Origin of the sequence: Pseudomonas rossensis (assembly GCF_039888995.1) — a bacterium.
Taxonomy (GTDB): domain Bacteria; phylum Pseudomonadota; class Gammaproteobacteria; order Pseudomonadales; family Pseudomonadaceae; genus Aquipseudomonas; species Aquipseudomonas rossensis.
On sequence record NZ_JBBWCB010000049.1, the window covers coordinates 1 to 22,049 of the forward strand.

Annotated in this window: 21 protein-coding genes and 1 pseudogene; 19 read left to right on the forward strand and 3 right to left on the reverse strand. The window is 50.4% G+C overall.

All coding sequences use genetic code 11. The annotated features are described in order from the left end of the window. The 3 genes from tnpC to tnpA all read right to left on the reverse strand — a co-directional run. A partial coding sequence (tnpC, locus tag WLY71_RS15030) for an IS66 family transposase (RefSeq protein WP_347804166.1) occupies positions 1-1,478 on the reverse strand: 1,478 nt, incomplete at its 3' end. Between the two features lie 61 nt (positions 1,479-1,539). After that, positions 1,540-1,875, reverse strand: coding sequence for an IS66 family insertion sequence element accessory protein TnpB (gene tnpB / locus WLY71_RS15035; protein WP_083359309.1), 336 nt, complete (start codon positions 1,873-1,875; stop codon positions 1,540-1,542). Further along, positions 1,872-2,198: an IS66-like element accessory protein TnpA gene (gene tnpA / locus WLY71_RS31360; RefSeq protein ID WP_425589928.1), complete on the reverse strand. Its 327-nt coding sequence runs from the start codon at positions 2,196-2,198 to the stop codon at positions 1,872-1,874. Before tnpA ends, tnpB begins: the two co-directional genes overlap by 4 nt. 265 nt (positions 2,199-2,463) lie before the next feature. Between tnpA and WLY71_RS15040 the strand changes: the two are divergent. From WLY71_RS15040 to WLY71_RS15130, 19 genes and pseudogenes are all read left to right on the forward strand, one after another. Further along, a pseudogene (locus WLY71_RS15040) lies at positions 2,464-2,741 on the forward strand (hypothetical protein). Positions 2,742-2,893: 152 nt separating this feature from the next. Next, positions 2,894-3,190 (forward strand): integration host factor subunit beta, encoded by a 297-nt coding sequence (gene ihfB / locus WLY71_RS15045; RefSeq protein WP_003369729.1) that lies wholly within the window; start codon positions 2,894-2,896, stop codon positions 3,188-3,190. Between the two features lie 27 nt (positions 3,191-3,217). Then, entirely contained in the window at positions 3,218-3,457 is a 240-nt protein-coding gene (locus WLY71_RS15050) for a LapA family protein (protein ID WP_347804167.1), read from the forward strand. Positions 3,458-3,687: 230 nt separating this feature from the next. Next, positions 3,688-4,764, forward strand: a complete 1,077-nt coding sequence (rfbB, locus tag WLY71_RS15055) for a dTDP-glucose 4,6-dehydratase (RefSeq protein WP_347804168.1) — start codon at positions 3,688-3,690, stop codon at positions 4,762-4,764. Beyond that, entirely contained in the window at positions 4,761-5,654 is an 894-nt protein-coding gene (rfbD, locus tag WLY71_RS15060; protein ID WP_347804169.1) for a dTDP-4-dehydrorhamnose reductase, read from the forward strand. The genes rfbB and rfbD overlap by 4 nt, the downstream gene beginning before the upstream one ends. Continuing rightward, complete coding sequence (gene rfbA, locus WLY71_RS15065) at positions 5,651-6,550, forward strand: glucose-1-phosphate thymidylyltransferase RfbA (protein WP_347804170.1); 900 nt, start codon at positions 5,651-5,653, stop codon at positions 6,548-6,550. Before rfbD ends, rfbA begins: the two co-directional genes overlap by 4 nt. Before the next feature lie 106 nt (positions 6,551-6,656). Next, the gene (locus WLY71_RS15070; RefSeq protein WP_347804171.1) at positions 6,657-7,706 is read left to right on the forward strand and encodes an LPS O-antigen chain length determinant protein WzzB; all 1,050 of its coding nucleotides are present in this window, start codon (positions 6,657-6,659) and stop codon (positions 7,704-7,706) included. Positions 7,707-8,094: 388 nt separating this feature from the next. Then, a complete protein-coding gene (locus WLY71_RS15075; RefSeq protein ID WP_347804193.1) occupies positions 8,095-8,595 on the forward strand; it encodes a transcriptional activator RfaH in 501 nt (166 codons plus the stop codon). A gap of 222 nt (positions 8,596-8,817) precedes the next feature. After that, positions 8,818-9,960: a non-hydrolyzing UDP-N-acetylglucosamine 2-epimerase gene (wecB, locus tag WLY71_RS15080; RefSeq protein WP_283190299.1), complete on the forward strand. Its 1,143-nt coding sequence runs from the start codon at positions 8,818-8,820 to the stop codon at positions 9,958-9,960. 46 nt (positions 9,961-10,006) lie between these two features. Beyond that, positions 10,007-11,275, forward strand: a complete 1,269-nt coding sequence (wecC, locus tag WLY71_RS15085; RefSeq protein ID WP_347804194.1) for a UDP-N-acetyl-D-mannosamine dehydrogenase — start codon at positions 10,007-10,009, stop codon at positions 11,273-11,275. Between the two features lie 192 nt (positions 11,276-11,467). Next, the gene (locus WLY71_RS15090) at positions 11,468-12,721 is read left to right on the forward strand and encodes an oligosaccharide flippase family protein (RefSeq protein WP_347804172.1); all 1,254 of its coding nucleotides are present in this window, start codon (positions 11,468-11,470) and stop codon (positions 12,719-12,721) included. 94 nt (positions 12,722-12,815) lie between these two features. Then, complete coding sequence (locus WLY71_RS15095) at positions 12,816-13,955, forward strand: N-acetyl sugar amidotransferase (RefSeq protein WP_347804173.1); 1,140 nt, start codon at positions 12,816-12,818, stop codon at positions 13,953-13,955. Continuing rightward, on the forward strand, positions 13,952-14,560 hold the full coding sequence (gene hisH, locus WLY71_RS15100) for an imidazole glycerol phosphate synthase subunit HisH (protein WP_347804174.1): 609 nt from the start codon (positions 13,952-13,954) through the stop codon (positions 14,558-14,560). Before WLY71_RS15095 ends, hisH begins: the two co-directional genes overlap by 4 nt. Beyond that, positions 14,561-15,340 (forward strand): AglZ/HisF2 family acetamidino modification protein, encoded by a 780-nt coding sequence (locus tag WLY71_RS15105; RefSeq protein ID WP_347804175.1) that lies wholly within the window; start codon positions 14,561-14,563, stop codon positions 15,338-15,340. Between the two features lie 70 nt (positions 15,341-15,410). Continuing rightward, positions 15,411-16,229: a glycosyltransferase family 2 protein gene (locus WLY71_RS15110; RefSeq protein WP_347804176.1), complete on the forward strand. Its 819-nt coding sequence runs from the start codon at positions 15,411-15,413 to the stop codon at positions 16,227-16,229. A 10-nt stretch (positions 16,230-16,239) separates the two neighbouring features. Then, on the forward strand, positions 16,240-18,375 hold the full coding sequence (locus tag WLY71_RS15115; RefSeq protein WP_347804177.1) for a bi-domain-containing oxidoreductase: 2,136 nt from the start codon (positions 16,240-16,242) through the stop codon (positions 18,373-18,375). Beyond that, a complete protein-coding gene (locus WLY71_RS15120) occupies positions 18,375-20,204 on the forward strand; it encodes a heparinase II/III family protein (protein WP_347804178.1) in 1,830 nt (609 codons plus the stop codon). Before WLY71_RS15115 ends, WLY71_RS15120 begins: the two co-directional genes overlap by 1 nt. Then, complete coding sequence (locus tag WLY71_RS15125; RefSeq protein ID WP_347804179.1) at positions 20,201-21,418, forward strand: glycosyltransferase family 4 protein; 1,218 nt, start codon at positions 20,201-20,203, stop codon at positions 21,416-21,418. Before WLY71_RS15120 ends, WLY71_RS15125 begins: the two co-directional genes overlap by 4 nt. Continuing rightward, positions 21,415-22,008, forward strand: a complete 594-nt coding sequence (locus WLY71_RS15130) for a sugar transferase (protein ID WP_347804180.1) — start codon at positions 21,415-21,417, stop codon at positions 22,006-22,008. Before WLY71_RS15125 ends, WLY71_RS15130 begins: the two co-directional genes overlap by 4 nt. Positions 22,009-22,049: the final 41 nt, after the last annotated feature.

A 22,049-nucleotide genomic window follows, 5' to 3' on the forward strand; every position in this document is an offset into this window, starting at 1 on the left:
AGAACATCCTTTAGATAGGCGTACGGATCATGACCATTCAGCCGCGCAGACTGGATCACGCTCATGATCGCCGCCGCCCTTTTTCCGCTGCGTAGCGATCCGGCGAAGAGCCAGTTCTTGCGTCCAAGGGCCCATGGTCGGATCTGGTTCTCCGCCCAATTATTATCAATGGGTACGGCCCCGTCATTGAGGTAGCGCGACAGCGCTGCCCAGCGTTTGAGGCTGTAATCGAGTGCTCTGCTGATGGCCGAACCTTCGGGCACAAGTTCGCGCTGGGCAATCATCCAGGCATGCAGCCTATTCATCACCGGTGCGGCTTTTTCTTGCCGTATCCGGCATCGTAAATCCGGCTCCAGGTCACGCACTTCGCTCTCGATTTCGTACAACAACTGGATGTAGCGCAGCGCCTGCTCGGCGATCTGGCTCTTGTTCGTTGCGTGCAACTCGAAGAACTTGCGCCGGGCGTGGGCCATGCAGCCGATCTCGGTCACGCCGAGTTCGAAGCTGGCCTTATAACCGCCAAAATCGTCGCAGACCAACTTGCCTTTCCAGCCTTGCAGGAAGTTACGAGCATGCTCACCGGCGCGGCTGGGGCTGAAGTCATAAACGACAGCGGCTGTTTCGCAGAACTGGCTGGTGGCGTACGCCCAAACATAAGAGCGGTGGGTTTTCTTCGAGCCCGGAGCGAGCATTTGCACGGGTGTTTCATCCGCGTGCACGACCTGTTGCCCGATCACTACGTCACGCAAGGCATCGACCAAGGGCTGCAACTGCACGCCCGTCATGCCAACCCATTGGGCCAACGTCGAACGTGGAATCGCCAAGCCAGCTCGACCGAAAATTGATTCCTGACGGTAAAGCGGAAGATGATCAGCGAACTTCGCGATCATGACGTGCGCAAGTAATCCGGCAGTCGGGATGCCCTTGTCGATAACTTGCGCAGGTACCGGCGCCTGGATCAGCGTTTCGCAGTCATCGCAAACCCACTTGCCACGAACATGGCGCTCAACGGTGAACACGCCCGGCGTGTAGTCCAGCTTTTCGCTGACATCTTCACCGATGCGCTTCAGTGCGCAGCCGCATGGGCAGTGAGTGTTGTCCGGTTCGTGATGGATCAACGTGCGCGGGAATTCTGCCGGCAATGCCGTGCGCTTGGGCTTTTGCTTTTTCTCGGTCGCCGCTGGTGCTATTTGCAACGCCTGAAGCTCGGCCTCAATCGCCGCAATATCGGTATCGATCAGGTCATCCAGCAGGCTGGCCTGCTCAGGATTCATCTGCTCACTGCGCTTGGCAAACTTCAAACGCTTGAGCTGTGCGATCTCGTGGGTCAGCTTCTCGATCACCGTTTGATCGCGGTTGATCTTCTTGCCCATGGTTTCGACCGTTCTGCCCATGGTCTCGACTTGCGACAGCAGCTGCGCAGCGAATGCACGCAGTTGGTCGGGAGTCATTTGATCGAGATTGGGCGAGGAAGTCATACCGTGGATTTTACCAAAGCAGACCGCTTGCGGCAGCAAACCGAGATGCTAATTACAGTTTTTAAAGCAGCGTAATAGCTCCGCCAGACCCCACGCGTTGCCAAGGTAGGCCTAGTACCAAAGCCTGAAGTTGCTCGGTATCCAACTGCACTTCACTGCCTTGCCGAACGCCTGGCCAATGGAATTTACCTTGGTTCAAGCGACGTGCCGCCAGCCATACGCCAATCCCATCGTGTACCAGCACTTTCATCCGAGTCGCGCGGCGATTGGCAAACAGATAAGCGCAGTGCGGCTTCGCCGCACCGAACACCGCGACCACCCTCGCCAGCGCCGTTTCAGTGCCGGCGCGCATATCCATGGGCTCGGTGGCGAGCCAGATGGCGTCGATGCGGATCATCGCAACAGGTCTCGAAGGAAAGCGGCGCAGGCAGCAGCGCTATCGGTTGGCCAGTTCACTTTGACGGTGCCGCGTGGGTGCAGAATCTCAACGCTGATATTCGATGAAGATACGGGCGCCGTTGTTTGCATAGGCAATGGGATGAATGCTGGTTGAAGCGCCGTGCTTTTCTGCACTTGCACCCGAATCCATTTGTGAACGAGGTTTGCGTTAAGGCTATGGCTGAGGGCGATGCTGGCAATCGATGCGCCGGGTTGGGCACACTCTTGAATGACCTGGGCTTTGAAGGATTTGATACGAACGGCGTGTTGGCTGCATGAAATACCCGCTTAAAAGGCTAGAACTGGTGCCCACCTAAATTTAAGTGCACACCATGTCCCGGCTTTGCGGGGTTGGGTAGATGACTTGGCCGGACGCATACGCCGATTTTCTTTTTTTGTACTGCCAGCTGCCTGTTTTGCTTCAGTCGTGAAACTAGTGCCCATGGCAAGCGGTCCCTTTCTACATCAGCATGAATCGTTTATTTACAGCTAGTCTTTTGCTTGAAGCGAACGACAGTCAGGCTGCGTGTCTGGCCTAAGGAAGCGAATGAACAAGCTCATTGTTGTAATAGGAGTTCTGGCGCTGGCGGGCTGCGGCACTAATGCCAAGACTCACGCGGTGCGTGGGGTTAGTGGTATTGAGATTGATTGTTCCGGACTGGGGTCGGGATGGGAGAAGTGCCGCAAGCGAGCGAACAAGGAGTGCAAGGCGGAGGGCTACAAAGTTGTAGCCCGGTCCGATGATGCCAAAGACGAGGATGAGTACCCTTTGGCTTCAATCCTGCGGGCTATCTGACGCGCACCATGCTGGTTATCTGTAGATGAGTGCGAGAGTGCACGATCAGTGTTCCGCTGCTCTGGAATAGGGCATCTCATAGCGGGTGGAGAATGTCAAAAACTCGGGCTGTTCAAATTGATCCGGGCGTGCTAAAACCTTTGAAGCGCTGATCTAGCTGCTTGAAAAAGAAGGGAAAAATATGACGAAGTCGGAGTTGATCGAACGAATTGTCACCCATCAAGGGCTGCTCTCATCCAAGGATGTGGAGCTGGCCATCAAGACCATGCTCGAACAAATGTCCCAATGTCTGGCCACCGGTGATCGCATCGAGATCCGTGGGTTTGGCAGCTTCTCCTTGCACTACCGCGCACCGCGCGTAGGTCGCAATCCAAAAACCGGTCAGTCCGTCAGCCTCGACGGCAAGTTCGTGCCGCATTTCAAGCCAGGCAAAGAATTGCGCGATCGTGTGAACGAGGACGAGGAGGAAGGGCTTTGACGGCCATCGCAATGCAAGGAACCGCTCATGCGTAACCTCAAGCGCGTACTGCTCGCCGTATTCGTCCTGTTGCTGGTTTTGGCGATCCTGGCGTTCGTTCTCGAGAATCAACAATCGGTTTCCCTGCTATTCCTGGGTTGGGCGGGACCGCAACTGCCGGTATCGCTGATCATGGTTGTTGCGCTGCTGATCGGGATGGTGATCGGGCCGATTCTTGGCTGGTTTCTGGGACGTACGTCCAGAGCTTCACGCAAGCGCCTTGTCTGATTGCGACATGACGCGGAAGGCGCGCTAAACTTTAGCCACAGCTTGTCTATATCCATTAGTAAAACCGTCATTAAGCTGTAAAATGCTGCGCTTGTCCGATAGTGGCATATGCCCACGTCGGTTCAGACTGACTCTGTCAGAGGCCTCAGCTGACTTGATGGCTTCTGCATTCATGGATTAGACAGTGCTCGGTTGGCGGCCCTGTCAGTAACTCAAGGGTATGGTTTCGCGTGAAAATTCTAGTAACCGGCGGCGCCGGGTTTATCGGCTCGGCAGTCATCCGTCATATCATCTCCAACACTAATGACTCTGTCGTAAACGTCGATAAGCTGACTTACGCCGGTAACCTTGAGTCATTGGCCGAAGTTAGCCAGAACTCGCGTTACGTGTTCGAGCGCGTCGATATCTGCGATCGCGATCAGATCGACCGAGTCCTGCGAGAACACCAACCCGATGCGATCATGCACCTTGCCGCAGAGTCCCATGTCGACCGCTCGATCTCTGGTCCGTCTGAATTCATCCAGACCAACATCATCGGCACTTACACTTTGCTGGAAGCTGCACGCCACTATTGGGCGGCGCTGGATGGTGCGCGTAAAGCCAACTTCCGCTTTCACCATATTTCGACTGACGAAGTTTACGGAGACCTCGAAGGTCCGGAAGACCTCTTCACTGAAACCACGCCGTATCAACCAAGCTCGCCTTACTCCGCCAGCAAAGCCAGTTCCGATCACCTGATTCGCGCCTGGAGCCGTACTTACGGCTTGCCGACCCTGGTCACCAACTGCTCGAACAACTACGGCCCGTGCCACTTCCCTGAGAAGTTGATCCCGCTGATCATTCTCAATGCACTGGAAGGCAAGCCGCTGCCGGTCTACGGCAAAGGCAATCAGGTCCGCGACTGGCTGTACGTCGAAGATCACGCCCGCGCTCTGTACAAAGTCGTGACCGAAGGCGTGATCGGCGAGACGTACAACATCGGCGGCCATAACGAAAAACAAAACATCGAAGTGGTGCATACCTTGTGCGCACTGCTCGACGAACTGCGTCCCGATTCTGCTCACCGTCCACATGCCAGCCTGATCACTTACGTTCAGGATCGCCCGGGTCATGACCAGCGCTATGCAATCGATGCCAGCAAAATTCAGCGTGAGCTGGGTTGGACGCCGGAAGAAACCTTTGAAACCGGCATACGTAAAACGGTCGAGTGGTACCTCAACAACACTGAATGGGTGGCTCACGTAAAGAGCGGTAGCTACCAGCAGTGGATCGACCAGAACTACGCAGACCGCTCGAACAAGGCATGAAAATACTCCTGCTGGGAAAAAACGGCCAGGTGGGCTGGGAGCTGCAACGCTCCCTCGCGCCGCTTGGCGAGTTGATCGCCCTGGATCGCCATGCTGTTGATGGCTTGTGCGGTGATCTGTCCGATCTCGATGCCTTGCGCGCGACGATTCGCGAAGTCAAACCCGACGTCATCGTCAATGCTGCGGCCTACACCGCTGTCGATAAAGCCGAGTCCGAGACCGAGTTGGCCGACCGTGTGAACGGTCAGGCAAGCCAGGTCATGGCTGAAGAGGCCACTACCCTGGGTGCTTGGCTGATTCATTACTCGACCGACTACGTCTTCAGCGGCCAGGGCTCTGCTCCGTGGCAAGAGTCGGATGCAGTCGCCCCGGTGAATCACTACGGCGCCAGTAAATTGGCCGGAGAACTGGCAATTACCGCGTCGGGCTGCAAACATCTGATCTTTCGCACCAGCTGGGTCTATGGCGCTCGCGGCAACAACTTCGCCAAGACCATGCTGCGTTTGGCCAAGGATCGTGAAACGTTGAGCGTTATCGCCGACCAAGTCGGAGCCCCGACGGGTGCAGACCTGATTGCCGACGTAACCGCATTGGCCATTCAGCAAGTTCTGCAACGTCCCGAGCTGTCGGGCTTGTATCATTTGGCGGCCAGTGGTGAAGTGTCGTGGCACGGCTATGCTAGCCATGTGATCGGCTTCGCCCAAACCAACGGCGAGCAGCTCTCGGTTACGGCGGTCAATCCGATTGCAACGGCGGCTTATCCAACACCTGCGCGTCGCCCTCTGAATTCGCGTTTGAATACGCAAAAGCTGCGTGACAATTTTTCTCTGCACTTGCCGGATTGGCAAGGTGGTGTAACCCGAATGCTTAGGGAAGTTCTGAATAAATGACCACGACAATTCGCAAAGGCATCATCCTCGCTGGCGGCTCGGGCACTCGGCTGCACCCGTTGACCCTCGGTGTGTCCAAGCAGATGCTGCCAATTTACGACAAGCCGATGATCTTTTATCCGCTGTCGGTACTGATGCTCGCGGGTATGCGTGAAATTCTGATCATCTCCACCCCGGAAGACCTGCCGTGCTTCCGAAAGTTGCTGGGAGACGGCAGTTTGTACGGCATCAAGTTGACCTACGCCGAGCAGCCTAGTCCGGACGGCTTGGCACAAGCCTTCATTATTGGCGAAGAGTTCATCGGTAAGAATCCTTGCTGTCTGATCCTGGGTGACAACATCTTTTACGGTCAGCACTTCTCTGACAACTTGCGGTCGGCCAGCAGCCAACAAACCGGCGCTACCGTATTCGGTTATCACGTGTCCGATCCGGAGCGTTTCGGGGTCGTTGAATTCGACGCATCGGGACGTGCCTTGAGTATCGAGGAGAAACCACTCAAGCCAAAGTCCAACTACGCCGTTACGGGGTTGTACTTTTACGATAATCGGGTCGTGGAGATAGCGAAGGGCATCTCGCCATCTGCCCGAGGCGAGCTGGAAATTACCGACGTTAATCGTGCCTATCTGGAACAGGGGGTTCTCAATGTCGAGATGTTGGGTCGAGGCTTTGCCTGGTTAGACACGGGTACACATGATTCTCTGCTTGAAGCCAGCCATTTCGTCCATACGATCGAAAAGCGTCAAGGCTTGAAGGTCGCGTGCCTTGAAGAGATCGCATTCAATAATGGATGGATCACTATTGAAGAATTGCTCCTGCAGGCTGATCGATTGAAAAAAACGGGGTATGGGCATTATCTGCAGAGCCTTGCCCAATCAGCATCAGGCCGCGGTGAATAGTTTTTGTCGTCACAAACTCTAGCTGTTTGAGCCATAGCGACATCAAATTAGGACCTTATCGAACGTCTTGATAGTTTTTCAAAATTAATAAAAGGTCAGTTTCTTTATGCAAAATAGTCCCGTGAATCCTAGTGCATCACAGGAGATCGATTTCGGGAGTGTTCTCAGAATATTGTGGGAACAAAAGTGGATGGTGATAGGTGTGGCTGCTATTACAACCGCACTTGCAGCGGTTTATGCATACACGAGCACACCTGTCTATGAGGCACGTGCATATGTGATACCCCCAACACAAAATGATATTGCCAACTTTAACTATGGTCGTTCCAAGGAAGCAGAGCTTTCGCCTTATAAAGTCAAAGACGTCTACGGTATTTTTTCCCGTAACTTGCAGGCTGAGTCCCTGCGGCGAAAGTTTTACGAGGAAAAGTACCTTCCGATGTTGAGTAGCAGCGAACGTGAAGGTCCGCAGGATGTGCTTTACTCACAGTTCAGTAAGAAGATTGTAGTGCTGCCGCCAAGTAAAGACGCACCTGATCGCTATTTGATTATTGCTCAAAATAAAGACCCGGTGGTTGCGAAAGAATGGGTTGATACCTATATCGAACGTGCGGGCGAACGCGCAGAAAACGAAATGTTCAAAAACGTGTCTCGTGAAGCCGAAGTGCGAGCTCGTAATCTTGCGCAGCAAATAGATTCCTTGCGCGAAACCGGTAAACAGAACCGCGAAGACGCGATCACCAAACTGCGTGAGGCCAGGGAAGTCGCTAGCGCGATTAAACTCGAAAAACCGCCGATCATCACTGGTAACCCTGCTGTAGAAATTGCAGGAAGCATGGATGGGCAGTTGATTTACATGCGCGGTACCAAGGCGCTTGAGGCAGAGATCAAAAATCTGGAAGCTCGGGTTTCTAATGATCCGTTCATCGGCCGTCTCAGAGAACTTCAAGCGAAGTACAGCTTTTTCAAAGAGCTGCAAGCTCGCACTCGAGACGTCGCGGTCTACCGTGTTGATGGTGCAGTCGAGCTACCTGATACGCCAGTCAAGCCTAAAAAGGTAGTTATCACATTGCTTGGATTATTGTGTGGTCTCGTGCTTGGCGGTATGGCAGCAGTGGCGTACCAGATCTTCGTCAGACGAGAAATTAAGCACTGATTTTCCAGCCCGGCTTTAAACTGCTTGATTAGCAAAATATTCGGCGCACTGGCTGGTGCCAACTGCGCCCTTGGCCTCTGCGAAAACGCTCGTTTTTGCCTGGCTTGGTGGGTAGGGGGAGCGCTAGAAATCCGGCGGACCAGACCACACTCATCGTTTTCGTAATGAGCACCCGTTGCAGGTAGAATGTTGAACAAATCTACAGGCTTGAGTTCGGAGAACGATTGCCTGGTCCCGCGTCACGTTGTTTGCTTGCTACCGCGGGGTTCCGTCTGAGCTGACCTACCGTCAACATAAATGGGCTAGGACTGGTCAAACTGAATGCATTATTGGTAGTGCCGGGCGTATGGCTGACCAAGAAACGACTATTTTTGATATGTGTATGGATATGAAGATTCATGATGCGAGGAGCGACTTAAGCGCTCCTCGGCAGCAAACGTGGTATCTCATTCAATGCAAACCTCGCCAGGATGGACGCGCCGAGGAGCATTTGATTCGTCAGGGCTATCAATGCTCGCGGCCTACCTGCCTTCGAGAAAAAACGGTAAGAGGGCAGCGTCAGTGGCTTACTGAATCTCTTTTTCCGGGGTATCTGTTTATCAATCTCCCTGGCGATGCAAATTGGGTTCCTTTGCGATCGACTCGAGGTGTCGCCAGAGTGGTAGGTTTTGGCGGTATACCTTTGCCTGTCAGTGACTCTCTCGTCGTTGAGCTTCAGGATCGTTCTGCGCAAACCCTCAAGTCAACGCTTGGCGACGATGATAAACTGAGCAGTCAAGGCAGCGCCTTTCCTGAATTGGACGCCATTTTCATGACGGCGGATGTAGATCAGCGCGCATTGCTTTTCATCGATTTAGTTACTCGCCAACGGAGCTGCCCAGGAAACTGACGGGTGACAGGTCCGATTGGGGCTTGCTCGAATTAAAAAGAGACGAGTGGGCTTGACATGATTGTGTACATCGTTCTTAGGAAACTGACGTTAAATCCTGGGGCGGTAGCGTGTTTTAAAATCTGTGCAGTGCCAGTTCGATCCAAAAATTTTGAAGTCAGCCTCGATAATCTAGATCATCTGCATGAATGAATATCAATTTTCCTCAGCGTTGGTAAAAAAATGCCCTTAAAAGTACTTTCTGTATTTGGAACCAGGCCAGAAGCTATAAAAATGGCTCCTCTCGCGCTGGCGCTCGCAGAGGACGATCGTTTCGAGTCGAAAGTTTGTGTCACTGCTCAACACCGACAAATGCTGGATCAGGTGCTGGATCTGTTTGAGTTAAAACCAGACTATGATCTGAATATCATGCAGCCTGGCCAGGATCTGAACGGGGTGACGACCGCGATCCTGCAGGGCATAAAAGAAGTTTTTGAAGATTTCAAACCCGATATCGTGCTGGTCCACGGCGATACTGCGACGACATTTGCAACTGCCCTGGCAGCCTATTATCAGCAAATTCCCGTCGCCCATGTTGAAGCCGGTTTGAGAACAGGAAATCTTTATTCTCCCTGGCCCGAAGAGGGTAACCGCAAGCTCACCGGTGCGTTGGCTGCACTGCATTTTGCTCCGACAGAAAACTCCCGTTCCAATCTTCTGAACGAAGGTATCAAACCTGAGTTTGTGCATGTAACAGGCAACACAGTCATTGACGCGTTGCTGGACGTTGTCAAAAAACTGGAAGCATCAAGCTCGTTAAAAACGGCTCTGGAAAATCAGTTCTCATTTATCCGTAACGCCGAGAAACTGATTCTGGTTACCGGTCATCGTCGCGAAAGTTTCGGTGGCGGTTTCGAGCGTATTTGCCAAGCGCTTGTGGATACCGCCAAGGCATTTCCAGATGTCGAAATTGTCTATCCCGTGCATCTGAATCCTAATGTCAGAGAGCCAATCAACCGTCTGTTGTCGGGTATTGACAATATTCACTTGATTGAGCCATTGGACTATTTGCCTTTCGTTTATTTGATGAATCAGTCATTTATCATTCTGACCGACTCCGGTGGTATTCAGGAAGAGGCACCTTCGCTAGGCAAGCCTGTGCTCGTCATGCGTGAGACCACCGAACGTCCCGAAGCTGTCGAAGCAGGAACGGTCAAACTGGTAGGCACCGAAAGAAACGCGATTGCCGAGAATTTGAAGTTACTGCTGACAGATACCGCGGCCTACGAAAGCATGAGTTTTGCTCATAATCCATACGGTGATGGCAAAGCTTGCCAACGTATAATCGAAGTGCTGGCCGACTATACTGTCGCTGTAAAAAATTAATTTATCGGAATCGGGAGATTTAACTCCCAGGAATTGAAGGGCGGGCATCGTGTTTAAAACTATTTCAGTTATCGGCTTGGGCTATATCGGCCTACCTACCGCAGCGGTTTTCGCATCGCGGAAAATCAAGGTAGTTGGGGTGGACGTGAACAAGCTCGCTGTTGATACCATCAACAAAGGCATGATTCATATCGTTGAGCCGGAACTCGATATCGTTGTTCATGCCGCGGTAACAGAAGGCTACCTGCGCGCGACCCAGACCCCAGAGCCTGCGGACGCATTTCTGATCGCGGTGCCAACCCCATTCAAGGGCGACCACGAGCCCGATCTTTCGTACATCGAATCTGCATGCCGGGCCATTGCTCCGGTATTGAAGTCCGGTGACTTGGTGATTCTGGAATCGACCTCGCCTGTAGGCGCGACAGAACAGGTAGCTCAGTGGCTGGCTGAAATGCGCACTGATCTTACATTTCCCCAGAGTCACGGAGAGTCGTCTGACATTCGGGTTGCCCACTGTCCTGAGCGCGTCCTGCCTGGGCACGTTCTGCGAGAACTGGTTCAGAATGATCGCGTGATTGGTGGCATGACCGCCAAGTGTTCCGAGCGCGCGACCAAGCTGTACAAGCTTTTTGTGGAGGGGGAGTGTGTCATCACTAACGCTCGGACCGCGGAGATGTGCAAACTCACCGAAAACAGCTTTCGCGATGTGAACATCGCGTTTGCCAACGAGCTTTCGATGATCTGCGATAAGTTGGACATCAACGTCTGGGAACTGATTCGCCTGGCTAACCGCCACCCAAGGGTAAATATCCTTCAACCAGGGCCAGGTGTTGGCGGGCATTGCATTGCTGTCGACCCATGGTTCATCGTGAGTAAAACTCCAGAAGAAGCAAAGATCATCCGATGCGCACGGGAGGTGAACGATTCGAAGCCTGAGTGGGTCATCGACAAGGTCAAGCTGGCTGTTGCAGAGCATCTTCAAGCCAATCCGGATAAAACAGCAAAAGAAGTAACAGTCGCTTGTTTCGGTCTCGCGTTCAAACCTGACATCGACGATTTGCGCGAAAGCCCTGCGGTGGCGATCACTAAACGTATCGCGCACGAACATCCTGGACGCGTATTTGCAGTAGAGCCCAACATATCGGAATTACCGTCGGCCCTTGGCGAGCAGGTGGAATTCAAATCGATAGAAGAGGCGTTGAATGAAGCGACCATTGTGCTACTGCTGGTTGATCACAAAGTGTTCAAAGAGCTGGATTCATCCCGATTCGAAGCCGTTACGCTGATAGATACTCGTGGCATCTGGGGGAAATAAAACGAGTGCCATCAAGTAATTTTCACTGTGCGTGATAACTATTTCATGGCGATTTTACGAGCAGTACCTTACCGGGTACTGCTTTGTGCGTATTGAATATTATGCAACTGGCGAAAGCGACTCGCTTTTACTAATGAGGGAGAAAGGCGTCGGGTTCAATAATAATTAATTGAAAACACTTTGATTCGAGATATGACATTGTTGCGAAAAGACCTGACAAATATAGCTTCGTTAGCATGCATTCAAGGCGCAAACGCAGTTTTGCCTATTTTTATCTTTCCTTACGTGCTGCATTTGTTTGGTTCGGCTAAATATGCAGATCTCGTGGTGTCCGAGGCTATCTCGCTTATCATTCTGGCTATCGTTCTCTTCAGCTTTGAGGTTAACGGAGTGTCGCGAGTCGTCAGTTCATACTCACGTGGCGGAATCGCCATGGCATCAAACGTTTACTGTGAAATATTTTTTTCAAGAATCATTATCTGGTTGATTTGCCTGGTTTGTGTGTTGGTTTCCGGATTGTTTTTGCAAGCACAATTTTTCTTTTCGTTATTATGTTGGATGTTAGTTCCACTTAGCTTTATCTTTCAGTCGACCTATTTTTATCAATCGATTGAGAACAATCTTCCCGTCGCGATTTTTACCTTAATCAGTCGCTTGACGTGTTGTTTAGCTGTGTTTTTTCTTTTGAAACCGGAGACACCCGTTTACGTTCTACCGTTAATCGTAGGCGGATGTTATTTGGCTGGGGGAATGGCTTCATCGATCTACTTGCGAAAGGTGCTGGGCCTGCAATACGTCAGCGTATCATTTGCTCGCTTATGGGATTGTCTGCTCGAAGGAAAAGAAATCTTTTTCGGAAATATCGCTGTGGTTCTCTTCAGAGATTCTAACTTGTTGGTGTTAAGTCTTTTCTCTGTAAGCCCGGTAGCGATAGCAAGTTATTCAGTAGTCGAGAAATTTATCAAAGCTTTTCAAGCGCTGATTCGACCGCTTAATCAGTTTTTCTTTACTCGGACGATTCATGCGCTGCGTGATGAAGTTTTTCCTCGGCCAGCGGCGCTTGTTCAAGTCATGAAGTTGACCTGGATTCAATTGTTAGTGCTCGCTACGATTTTGTCAGGATTCATTATCCTATGGCTTCTATTTAATGATTACTTTGAGTTTCTGAGATCTTATCCAAACAAGAATCTTATGGCTGGACTGTTTCTACTTATGTCGATTGGCGTGTTCTTTGGTGTCGCCAATTTCATGCTGGGAACAGCAGGTCTGAATAATCTCAATTCGAAAAAATATTACGCCACGATTTTGATAGTCACCGGTGTCACATCCGTATCCATTTGCCTGACATTGACCAGTCTATGGGGGGTTTACGGCGCGGCAACCAGTTTTGTTCTGGGTGAACTGATTTTGTTTACCTTGATTGTAACTAAATATCTTAAATCTTGAGACTGGAAAGGGGCTTGTAAAGCCTCGTTCCGCATGTCTCGAAAATCAATTCAGGCACTTCGTGTGTCAATGAATAAATATATCCGGAGTTAGCATGAGTAAAAGACCCTATCAAATTTGCACTAACTGTGTGATGGACACCACAGACGAAAATATTGTATTTGATGAAAAAGGGGTTTGCGATCACTGCAATGGCTATCATCGTGACTTGCTTCCTCACTGGGATACCGGGCCCAAGGGGCGGCAGCAGATCACCGAGATCTTCGAGAAGATCAAGGCGGAGAACAAAGGCAAGCCATTCGATTGCATCATGGGCATGAGCGGCGGGCTGGACAGTTCCTACTTGTTGCACATTGCTGTTAAAGAGTTTGGCCTACGACCATTGGTTTTTCATGTGGACGGCGGCTGGAACTCTCAACTGGCCGTGCATAACATCGAAGTAATAGTTGAAAAACTAGGTCTCGACTTGTACACCGAGGTTATCAATTGGGAGGAGATGAAAGACTTCCAGCGGGCGTTCTTCAAGGCATCCGTCCCTCATCTCGATATTCCGCAAGATCACGCTTTCATCGCAACGTTGTATCACTTCGCGAATAAACACGGCATCAAGTACATCCTCAACGGCGGTAACTATTCCACCGAGTGCGTAAGAAATCCGCTTGAGTGGATGTACTACGGCACCGATATGTGGCAGTTGAAGGATATTCACAAGAAGTTTGGCGAGCGCCCTCTGGTTGATTATCCACTGAGCAGCATTTGGTTTCACAAGGTTTATCTGCGTTTCCTCAAGGGCGTAAAAGTAATCAAGCCCTTGAACTATGTGCCATATATTCGTTCCGAAGCCATTGAGACCCTGTCCAGGGAATATGGTTGGAAGTCGTACCCGCGTAAGCACGACGAGTCGCGCTTCACCAAGTTTTATGAAGGTTATTGGCTGCCTACAAAGTTTGGTTACGATACCCGGAAGATTCAGTATTCAAGTCTGATTCTCACTGGGCAGATGACCCGTGAAGAGGCACTGACTAACCTGGCACAGCCTGCGTATGATCCGGAAACCGCCGAGCAGGATTTCGAATATATTGCAAACAAACTGGACATGACTGTTGCCGAGTTGACAGCATTGATGAAGCTGCCGAACAAATCATATCGCGATTACAAGTCTCAACACTATCTGTTTGAACTCGGCGCGAAAGTTATGCATATGCTGGGTATGGAAAGGGCCGTCAAGAGATGATTACAGTCATTGACTATGGTATTGGCAATATTTTGTCGTTTATAAATCTTTATAAGCGGCTCAATATCGAATGTCGTGTGGCGACCTCATATCAGGATTTGGTCGGCGCGACCAAGATCATACTTCCCGGTGTCGGTTCCTTCGACCACGCGATGATCAGTCTTGATCGGTCGGGTATGCGCGAGGCACTGGATGATCTAGTGCTGGACAAAAAAGTTCCTGTGTTGGGTATCTGCGTTGGCATGCAGATGCTTGCCAACTCTAGCGATGAAGGTGACCTTCCTGGTTTGGGTTGGGTGCCCGGTACTGTAAGAAAGTTCGATATTGAAAAAGTGAAACAGCTACCTCATATGGGGTGGAATGATGTTGTGCTTTTGCACGCCAGTGGGTTGTTCAAAAACTTCGAAGAAACGCCAAAATATTATTTCCTTCATTCCTTTTACTTTGAATGTGCGGATCGTGAACATGCGCTTGCGTCTTCTATATATGGCGAAGAGTTTACCTGCGCGGTCAATGCTGGGTCGGTGTATGGCGTGCAGTTCCACCCGGAAAAAAGTCATCACTTTGGCGTCAACTTACTGAAAAACTTCTCGGAGTTATCATAAATGCTACGGCCCAGAATAATTCCGTGCTTGCTGATTCGTAACAAGGGTCTCGTCAAGACTGTAAAGTTCAAAGAGTCCAAGTACATCGGCGACCCCCTCAATGCGGTCAAAATATTCAACGAGAAAGAAGTCGATGAACTGATCGTTTTGGATATTGATGCATCGGCTGAAGGTCGCGAACCAGACTATGCTCTGATAAAAAAAATGGCGATGGAATGCCGTATGCCTTTTTGCTACGGGGGCGGTATATCTACAGCTGAGCAAGCTCGCAAGATAATCGGGCTGGGCGTCGAGAAAATTGCAATCAGTTCCGCTGCAATCCAGAATCCAGCGTTGGTCAAGGAGATTGCGCAAGAAATTGGCAGTCAAAGCGTCGTTGTTGTTTTGGACGTCAAGAAAAAACTCTTGGGTGGACGATACGATGTATGGATCAACAACGGTAAGAAGAACACCGGGAAATGCCTGTTGGAAATGTGCAGCGAACTCCAGGAACAAGGTGTTGGTGAGATCGTAATCAATTCCATCGATTATGATGGCGTTATGAAAGGCTATAATTTCGACGTCGCTGGAAAGGTCCATGACAAGGTTCATGTACCGCTGACGATACTAGGCGGTGCTGGTTCAATTGATGATGTAGGCGCATTGATTAATAAATTTGGCGTAGTGGGTGCGGCAGCAGGCAGTCTCTTTGTATTCAAGGGAGTGTATAAGGCAGTGCTGATCAACTATCCAACATTTGCGGAACGAGATTCCTTGCTGGCTCGATATTTTCCGGCATGATCATGATGTTGGTCGTTTGTCGTTATATACGGATCAAGCTGATCGAAACCTTTAATTTAAGTAGGCTGACATGAGAGTAGCGATAGTTTGTGTTTGTTATAATGCGTACGATCATTTGTTAAATTTTGCAATTTCTCTTAAAGAGTCGCTTTCCTTGGCGGAAGGAGTAAGTTTTACCCTGGTTGTCGTTGATAACTCAACAAAGGAAGTGAGTCAGCAGGTTCTGGCCGACGTTGCCGCGATGAACTTTACGACTCACTACTTGAAATCTGACAATGTAGGGTACTTTCCAGGATTCAAAAAAGGGACGGAGGTGCTTGAGTCATTGCTTGATTTTGATTGTGTTGCGGTTTCAAATGTTGATTTAACCGTTCGACCTGATTTTTTTGAAGCATTAAAAGCCCAGATAGGTGGTGTGTCGGATCAAGTTGGAATCATTGCGCCGGCCATTCTTTCCAAAGACCGGGGCGGTGATCTAAATCCGAAGACATTATTCAGACCAACTCGTTATTCTTTGTTGAAGAATATTTTCATTTTTAAGCGGCTCTGGTTGCTGAAGATTTATCGCAAACTTTCTGATTTGAAAGTTAAGAGTACGATAGGCTCGCTGGCCCCAGGTGAATCATTTTATTCTCCTCATGGTTCATTTATTTTATTTACAAAACAGTATTTTGCACGCGGTGGGTCAGTCGACTATCCACAATTCCTGTTTGGTGAAGAGGATTTTGTCGCCGAGCAATGCCTGAGGATTGGACTAAAGGTTCAGTACCAGCCGAGTATAACGATCATTGACGATGACCATGGGTCTACTTCCCGCGAGAAACTCGAATTCATCGCGAGCGAACATGTAAAGTCCCTTAAATATATTGTCGATACTTATCATTCTTGATGGTGGTTTTATGAAACAGATTTTGCAGGATATGGCGAAGGGCGGAACCACTATTACCGAGGCTCCCTCGCCCCAGGCGTCGCGCGGTAACGTAATAATTAATACACGTGTGTCTCTGATTTCTGCGGGTACGGAGCGCATGTTGGTCGGCTTTGGCAAGGCATCCTACCTGGAGAAAGCGCGCCAGCAGCCGGACAAAGTCAAAATGGTGCTGGAAAAGATCCAAACTGATGGGCTTGTAACCACGCTAGAAGCAGTGCAATCCAAGCTCTCGCAGCCGTTGCCGCTGGGATATTGCAACGTGGGCGTTGTCCACGAAGTCGGACCTGGAGTCGAAGGCTTCAAAGTCGGAGATCGGGTTGTATCCAATGGCCCTCACTCCGATGTAGTGAAAGTATCCAAGAACCTTTGCGCTCATATTCCGGATGAAGTCGACGATATCGAAGCTTCGTTTACCGTTGTTGCAAGTATTGGTCTACAGGGCATTCGGCTTGCGCAACCGACTCTTGGAGAGGCATTTGTCGTCATAGGTGCAGGGTTGATCGGTCTGCTGACCGTGCAACTATTGCGCGCGCAAGGATGTCGGGTGCTGGCCATTGATTTTGACGAATCAAAGCTCGCTTTGGCGCGTCAATTCGGAGCGAGCACCTGTAATCCTGCGAAGGGTGAAGACCCGGTTTCGGCCGGTATGGCATTCAGTCGCGGCTGCGGTGTCGATGGCGTCATTATTACTGCGTCGACAAAAGCCAGCGATCCGGTTACTCATGCGGCAAGGATGTCTCGCAAGCGCGGTCGTATCATATTGGTCGGTGTGACGGGGCTGGAGCTTAATCGCGCTGACTTCTATGAAAAGGAACTGAGCTTCCAGGTTTCGTGCTCGTACGGCCCGGGACGCTATGATCCACTGTACGAAGAGAAGGGTCAGGATTACCCGATAGGATTTGTTCGCTGGACTGAACAACGTAACTTTGAAGCGATCCTCGACATGCTTGCCGCGCGGCAGTTGGATGTCAAACCGCTAGTCAGCCAGCGATTTGCATTTGAAGATGCTGGTGAAGCCTACAAAATGCTGACCGAAGACAAGTCCGGTCTAGGTATATGCCTCGAATATGCTTCTGATGTCGCGGCGCGCTCAATCAAGAATGTCGTTCTTGATTCATCCAGTACCTTCAATGCGCAGCGTCCGGTAATGGGGTTCATCGGTGCCGGCAACTACGCTTCGAGAATGTTGATACCAGCCTTTAAAAGCGCTGGAGCGCAGTTTCATACCATCGTCACTGCAGGTGGCGTGAATGGCGTAATCCATGGTGCAAAGGCTGGCTTTGCCGTTGCTTCAACCGATGTAAATGGAATGTTGGCTGACTCGACCATAAACACGGTAGCCATCGTTACTCGCCATGACAGTCATTCCTATTTTGTCAGTAAGGCATTGGTTGCCGGGAAGAATGTCTTTGTCGAGAAGCCCTTGGCGATCACCCATCCGGAATTGGATGACGTGCAAGCAGCCTACGATGAAGCTCATGCAGGCGGCACCGGGCCGCAGTTGATGGTTGGTTTCAACCGGCGCTTCTCTCCGCATGTTGTAAAAATGAAAGAGCTTTTGAGTTCAGTCAAAGAGCCAAAGACATTTCTGATGACTATGAACGCCGGGGCCATTCCAGCGAATCATTGGACTCAAGACAACGCGGTTGGCGGTGGTCGAATCATCGGCGAAGCCTGTCACTTCATTGATCTGATGCGCTTTCTTGCTGGTAGCAAGATCACTTCGGTGCAAGCTCGCCGGATGGGCGATGCGCCAGGTATTGATATTACAGAGGATAAAGCCTCAATTACCCTAGCCTTTGAAGATGGCTCGTTCGGTACAATAATTTATGTGGCCAACGGCGCCTCTAGTTTTGCCAAAGAACGAGTCGAAGTATTCACCGCTGGGCGCGTTCTTCAATTGGATAACTTTCGAAAACTTAAGGGTTTCGGTTGGCCGGATTTCAAGAAGTTTAATTTGTGGAAGCAGGATAAAGGCCAGAATAACTGTGCGGCAAACTTTATGAGCGCAATTCAAATCGGTAAGCCAGCCATCCCTGTTGATGAGGTTTTTGAAGTCGCTCGTGTTTCTATTGAAGTTGCCACGCTACTGCGTAATCAATAATGAGTCGACTGACTAAACTCACTTCCATCGTTGCTTTGGGAATTCCGAACCTGGTTCGGGTATTCCTTTACAGGATGGGCCTTAAGTTTGGATTGAGCCCGGTGCTGCGTCTTAAAGGTTCCGTGCAAACGGGACCTTTCTTTATTGAACGTGCTTATTCCTCATCGAATATGGCGTTACCTATTCAATGGGAAACGACGGCTTTGCTGTTCAGCCATTGGTCATATCCGATAACAGCTGCCGCACCCGATTGGCATCGCAATCCACTGACTGGCGTACGGGTGGAGAAATCGGATCGAAATTGGTGGGAGATCCCCGATTTTGATTCACGCTTGGGTGACATCAAGATGGTTTGGGAGTGTTCTCGACTTGATTGGTTGTTGGCGTTTGCTCAGCGCGTGAAAGCGGGAGAAAAAAATTCCCTGATACGCCTGGAAAGCTGGCTTGCCGACTGGTGTTCAAAAAACCCTCCTTATAAAGGAGCGAATTGGAAGTGCGGGCAGGAAGCTTCTATTCGAGTCATGCATCTGGCAATGGCTTCTCTGATATTGGAGCAGACGGGCGAGGCAACAACATCGCTGCTTGGACTCATCAAGCAACATCTGAAGAGAATCGAGCCGACTATCAGCTACGCAATGGCCCAGGATAATAATCACGGTACTTCTGAAGCTGCCGCGCTTTATATCGGGGGTAGTCTGCTGGTCCATAATAACCACGCGGAAGGCTCCGAATGGGCTCGCAAAGGATCCTATTGGTTGGAAAACCGTGCGCGGCGGTTGATCGGAGTTGACGGCAGCTTCAGCCAATACTCCCTCAACTATCACCGAGTAATGCTGGATACTTTCAGCATGGTTGAGGTTTGGCGTAGTCATCTGAATCTGCCGAGGTTTTCTGAAACCTGGTACGCGCGAGCGGCGGCGGCTACGAATTGGCTTCGTGCAATGGTCAGGGAAGAAAATGGGGATGCTCCGAACCTCGGGGCTAACGACGGCGCTCGACTACTCCAGTTGAGTCAATCGGGATACCGAGATTTTCGTCCAAGCGTTCAGCTTGCCATGAATCTTTTTCTCGGGAAAAAGGCGTTTGGTGAGGGCAATTGGAACGAGCCAATTCGATGGCTGGGTCTGAAAGAGTCTTTTGATACAGCAGCGCCTCAGAATAGCCAGGTTTTCGATGAGGGTGGTTTTGCTGTATTGCGCAATAAAAATGCGATGGCGATGTTGAGATACCCTCGTTTTCGGTTCAGACCCAGCCAGGCGGATGCGTTACATGTTGACCTTTGGGTGGGTGGAAACAACCTGTTGCGTGATGCTGGGACCTACTCTTATAACACTGACGCAAAGTGGCTGAATTATTTCCCCGGTACGCAAGCCCATAACACTGTCCAATTCGATAACCGCGACCAAATGCCAAGAATCAGCCGTTTTCTGTTCGGTAGTTGGTTGAAAACATCCTATCTGGAGCCGCTGCAGGTATCCGAGTCAGGTGTGAGTTTTGCCGCTGGTTACAAGGATGCGTTGAAGTCAGAACACAAGCGCGAAATACAATTAAGTGCCGACTCGCTGACGGTTGTTGACCACATTTCGGGCTTCAAGAAAAATGCTGTTCTTCGTTGGCGATTGATGCCGGGTATCTGGATTTTTGAAGGTAACCGATTGAGCTGTGGTGATCATGTCATTGAAGTAAATGGCACAATGCCTATAGTTCGACTGAAAGTGGTCGAAGGCTGGGAGTCCCTCTATTATCTCGACAAGACTCAAGTTCCGGTTCTGGAGTTGGAAGTTAGTCAGTCAGGTTCATTGACGACAAAGTATCGTTGGAGCTTATGAATATTCTTTATTTCCATCAGCATTTTTCTACGCCAAAGGGAAGTGTTGGTACTAGGTCTTACGAAATGGCTCAGCGTTTGCTGGGGCGTGGCCACACGGTGACTATGGTTTGCGGAAGTTATGGGGGAGGAGATACCGGGCTTACCATGCCCTTTGTCAATTCACGCCGTAGCGGTGTCGTTGATGGTATTAAGATTATTGAGCTTGATCTTTCATATTCAAATAGCGATGGGTTCGTCACGCGAGCCCTTACTTTTTTGAAGTTTGCATGGTCAAGTGTTCGTATCGCGTTAACCGAGAAATATGATGTGGTGTTCGCCACCACGACTCCGTTAACCGCTGGAATACCAGGAATTTTTGCTCGCTGGCTGCGTGGTAAACCTTTTGTTTTTGAAGTCAGGGATTTATGGCCTGAGTTACCAAAAGCAATGGGTGTTATTACTAATCCGGTGATATTAGGTGCGATGTCGGTACTTGAGTGGGCGACTTACCATTCTGCACATCGGTTAATTGGCCTTTCGCCTGGTATCGTTGAAGGCATCGTGCACAGAGGCGTCGCAAAAATTAAGGTTGCGCTGGTGCCAAATGGCTGCGACTTGAAGATTTTCAACGCAGATGTGCAGGCTTGGCGCCCTGATGGTGTGGCTGCAACTGATTTGCTCGCCATCTTCGCTGGAACCCATGGCATCGCCAACGGCCTGGATTCATTATTGGATGCCGCAGCAGAATTAAAGCGTCGAGGCCGTACGGACATCAAGTTGCTATTGATCGGCCAAGGTAAATTGAAACCAAGGCTGATGGCTCGAGCGAAGCAGGAGCAGCTGGATAACGTCATTTTTCATGAGCCAATCAATAAAGAAAAATTGTCCGGGCTCATGGCCAGCGCTGATGTCGGTTTACAACTTTTAGCTAACATCCCAGCATTCTATTTTGGTACCTCACCCAATAAGTTCTTTGATTACATATCGGCAGGCCTGCCGGTGCTCAACAATTACCCAGGTTGGCTGGCCGGTATGATTTCCGAGCACCAATGCGGTTTTGCAGTACCTCCACAGGATGCCAGCGCTTTCGCCTCGGCACTTGAAAAAGCCGCTGACGATAAAGACGCTTTAAAGCTGATGGGAAAGAATGCACTTCAATTGGCTGAGCGCGAATTTGATCGGACATTGCTGTCCAATCGCTTTGTAGATTGGCTGGAAGGAGTGAAAGCATGATCAAGCGAATGTTCGATATCGTCGCGTCATTCATAGGACTGATCGTGCTATCTCCGGTCATCGCCATCACTGCTTGGCAAATCAGACGAAAATTGGGATCGCCAGTTCTGTTCCGTCAGGTACGCCCGGGACTCAATGGCACCCCTTTTGAAATGATAAAGTTTCGAACCATGCGTGATGCGCTGGACAGCGACGGTAACCCGTTGCCTGACTCCGAGCGGATGACGCCTTTCGGAAGCTTTTTGCGGGCGACGAGCCTGGATGAGTTGCCAGAGTTACTGAATGTTTTGAGGGGCGACATGAGTCTGGTCGGTCCGAGACCGCTCTTGATGGAATACTTGCCGCTCTACAGCGCTGAACAATATCGTCGGCATGAGGTTCGGCCAGGGGTGACGGGCTGGGCCCAGATCAATGGTCGCAACGCGCTGAGCTGGAAAGAGAAGTTTGCGCTGGATATTTGGTACGTCGATAACCAATCGTTTTTGCTCGATGTGAAAATTATTTTCAGAACGGTACGCAAGGTCGTTGTCCGGGATGGGATCAGTGCCGACGGTGAGGTTTCTATGTCAAAATTCACCGGCAATGAGTAAATCGATCAAACGGCCCGGTGACACTCCGCCCTGAAGATTTA

Bases quoted from the DNA above. Each gene is read 5' to 3' on its own strand.
- WLY71_RS15105 (WP_347804175.1), top strand. From the start codon at position 14,561: ATGCTACGGCCCAGAATAATTCCGTGCTTGCTGATTCGTAACAAGGGT.
- ihfB (WP_003369729.1), top strand. From the start codon at position 2,894: ATGACGAAGTCGGAGTTGATCGAACGAATTGTCACCCATCAAGGGCTG.
- WLY71_RS15090 (WP_347804172.1), top strand. From the start codon at position 11,468: ATGACATTGTTGCGAAAAGACCTGACAAATATAGCTTCGTTAGCATGC.
- WLY71_RS15120 (WP_347804178.1), top strand. From the start codon at position 18,375: ATGAGTCGACTGACTAAACTCACTTCCATCGTTGCTTTGGGAATTCCG.
- WLY71_RS15115 (WP_347804177.1), top strand. From the start codon at position 16,240: ATGAAACAGATTTTGCAGGATATGGCGAAGGGCGGAACCACTATTACC.
- WLY71_RS15110 (WP_347804176.1), top strand. From the start codon at position 15,411: ATGAGAGTAGCGATAGTTTGTGTTTGTTATAATGCGTACGATCATTTG.
- WLY71_RS15075 (WP_347804193.1), top strand. From the start codon at position 8,095: ATGAAGATTCATGATGCGAGGAGCGACTTAAGCGCTCCTCGGCAGCAA.
- tnpB (WP_083359309.1), bottom strand. From the start codon at position 1,875: ATGATCCGCATCGACGCCATCTGGCTCGCCACCGAGCCCATGGATATG.
- wecB (WP_283190299.1), top strand. From the start codon at position 8,818: ATGCCCTTAAAAGTACTTTCTGTATTTGGAACCAGGCCAGAAGCTATA.
- WLY71_RS15050 (WP_347804167.1), top strand. From the start codon at position 3,218: ATGCGTAACCTCAAGCGCGTACTGCTCGCCGTATTCGTCCTGTTGCTG.
- WLY71_RS15130 (WP_347804180.1), top strand. From the start codon at position 21,415: ATGATCAAGCGAATGTTCGATATCGTCGCGTCATTCATAGGACTGATC.
- hisH (WP_347804174.1), top strand. From the start codon at position 13,952: ATGATTACAGTCATTGACTATGGTATTGGCAATATTTTGTCGTTTATA.
- rfbD (WP_347804169.1), top strand. From the start codon at position 4,761: ATGAAAATACTCCTGCTGGGAAAAAACGGCCAGGTGGGCTGGGAGCTG.
- rfbA (WP_347804170.1), top strand. From the start codon at position 5,651: ATGACCACGACAATTCGCAAAGGCATCATCCTCGCTGGCGGCTCGGGC.
- WLY71_RS15125 (WP_347804179.1), top strand. From the start codon at position 20,201: ATGAATATTCTTTATTTCCATCAGCATTTTTCTACGCCAAAGGGAAGT.
- WLY71_RS15095 (WP_347804173.1), top strand. From the start codon at position 12,816: ATGAGTAAAAGACCCTATCAAATTTGCACTAACTGTGTGATGGACACC.
- WLY71_RS15070 (WP_347804171.1), top strand. From the start codon at position 6,657: ATGCAAAATAGTCCCGTGAATCCTAGTGCATCACAGGAGATCGATTTC.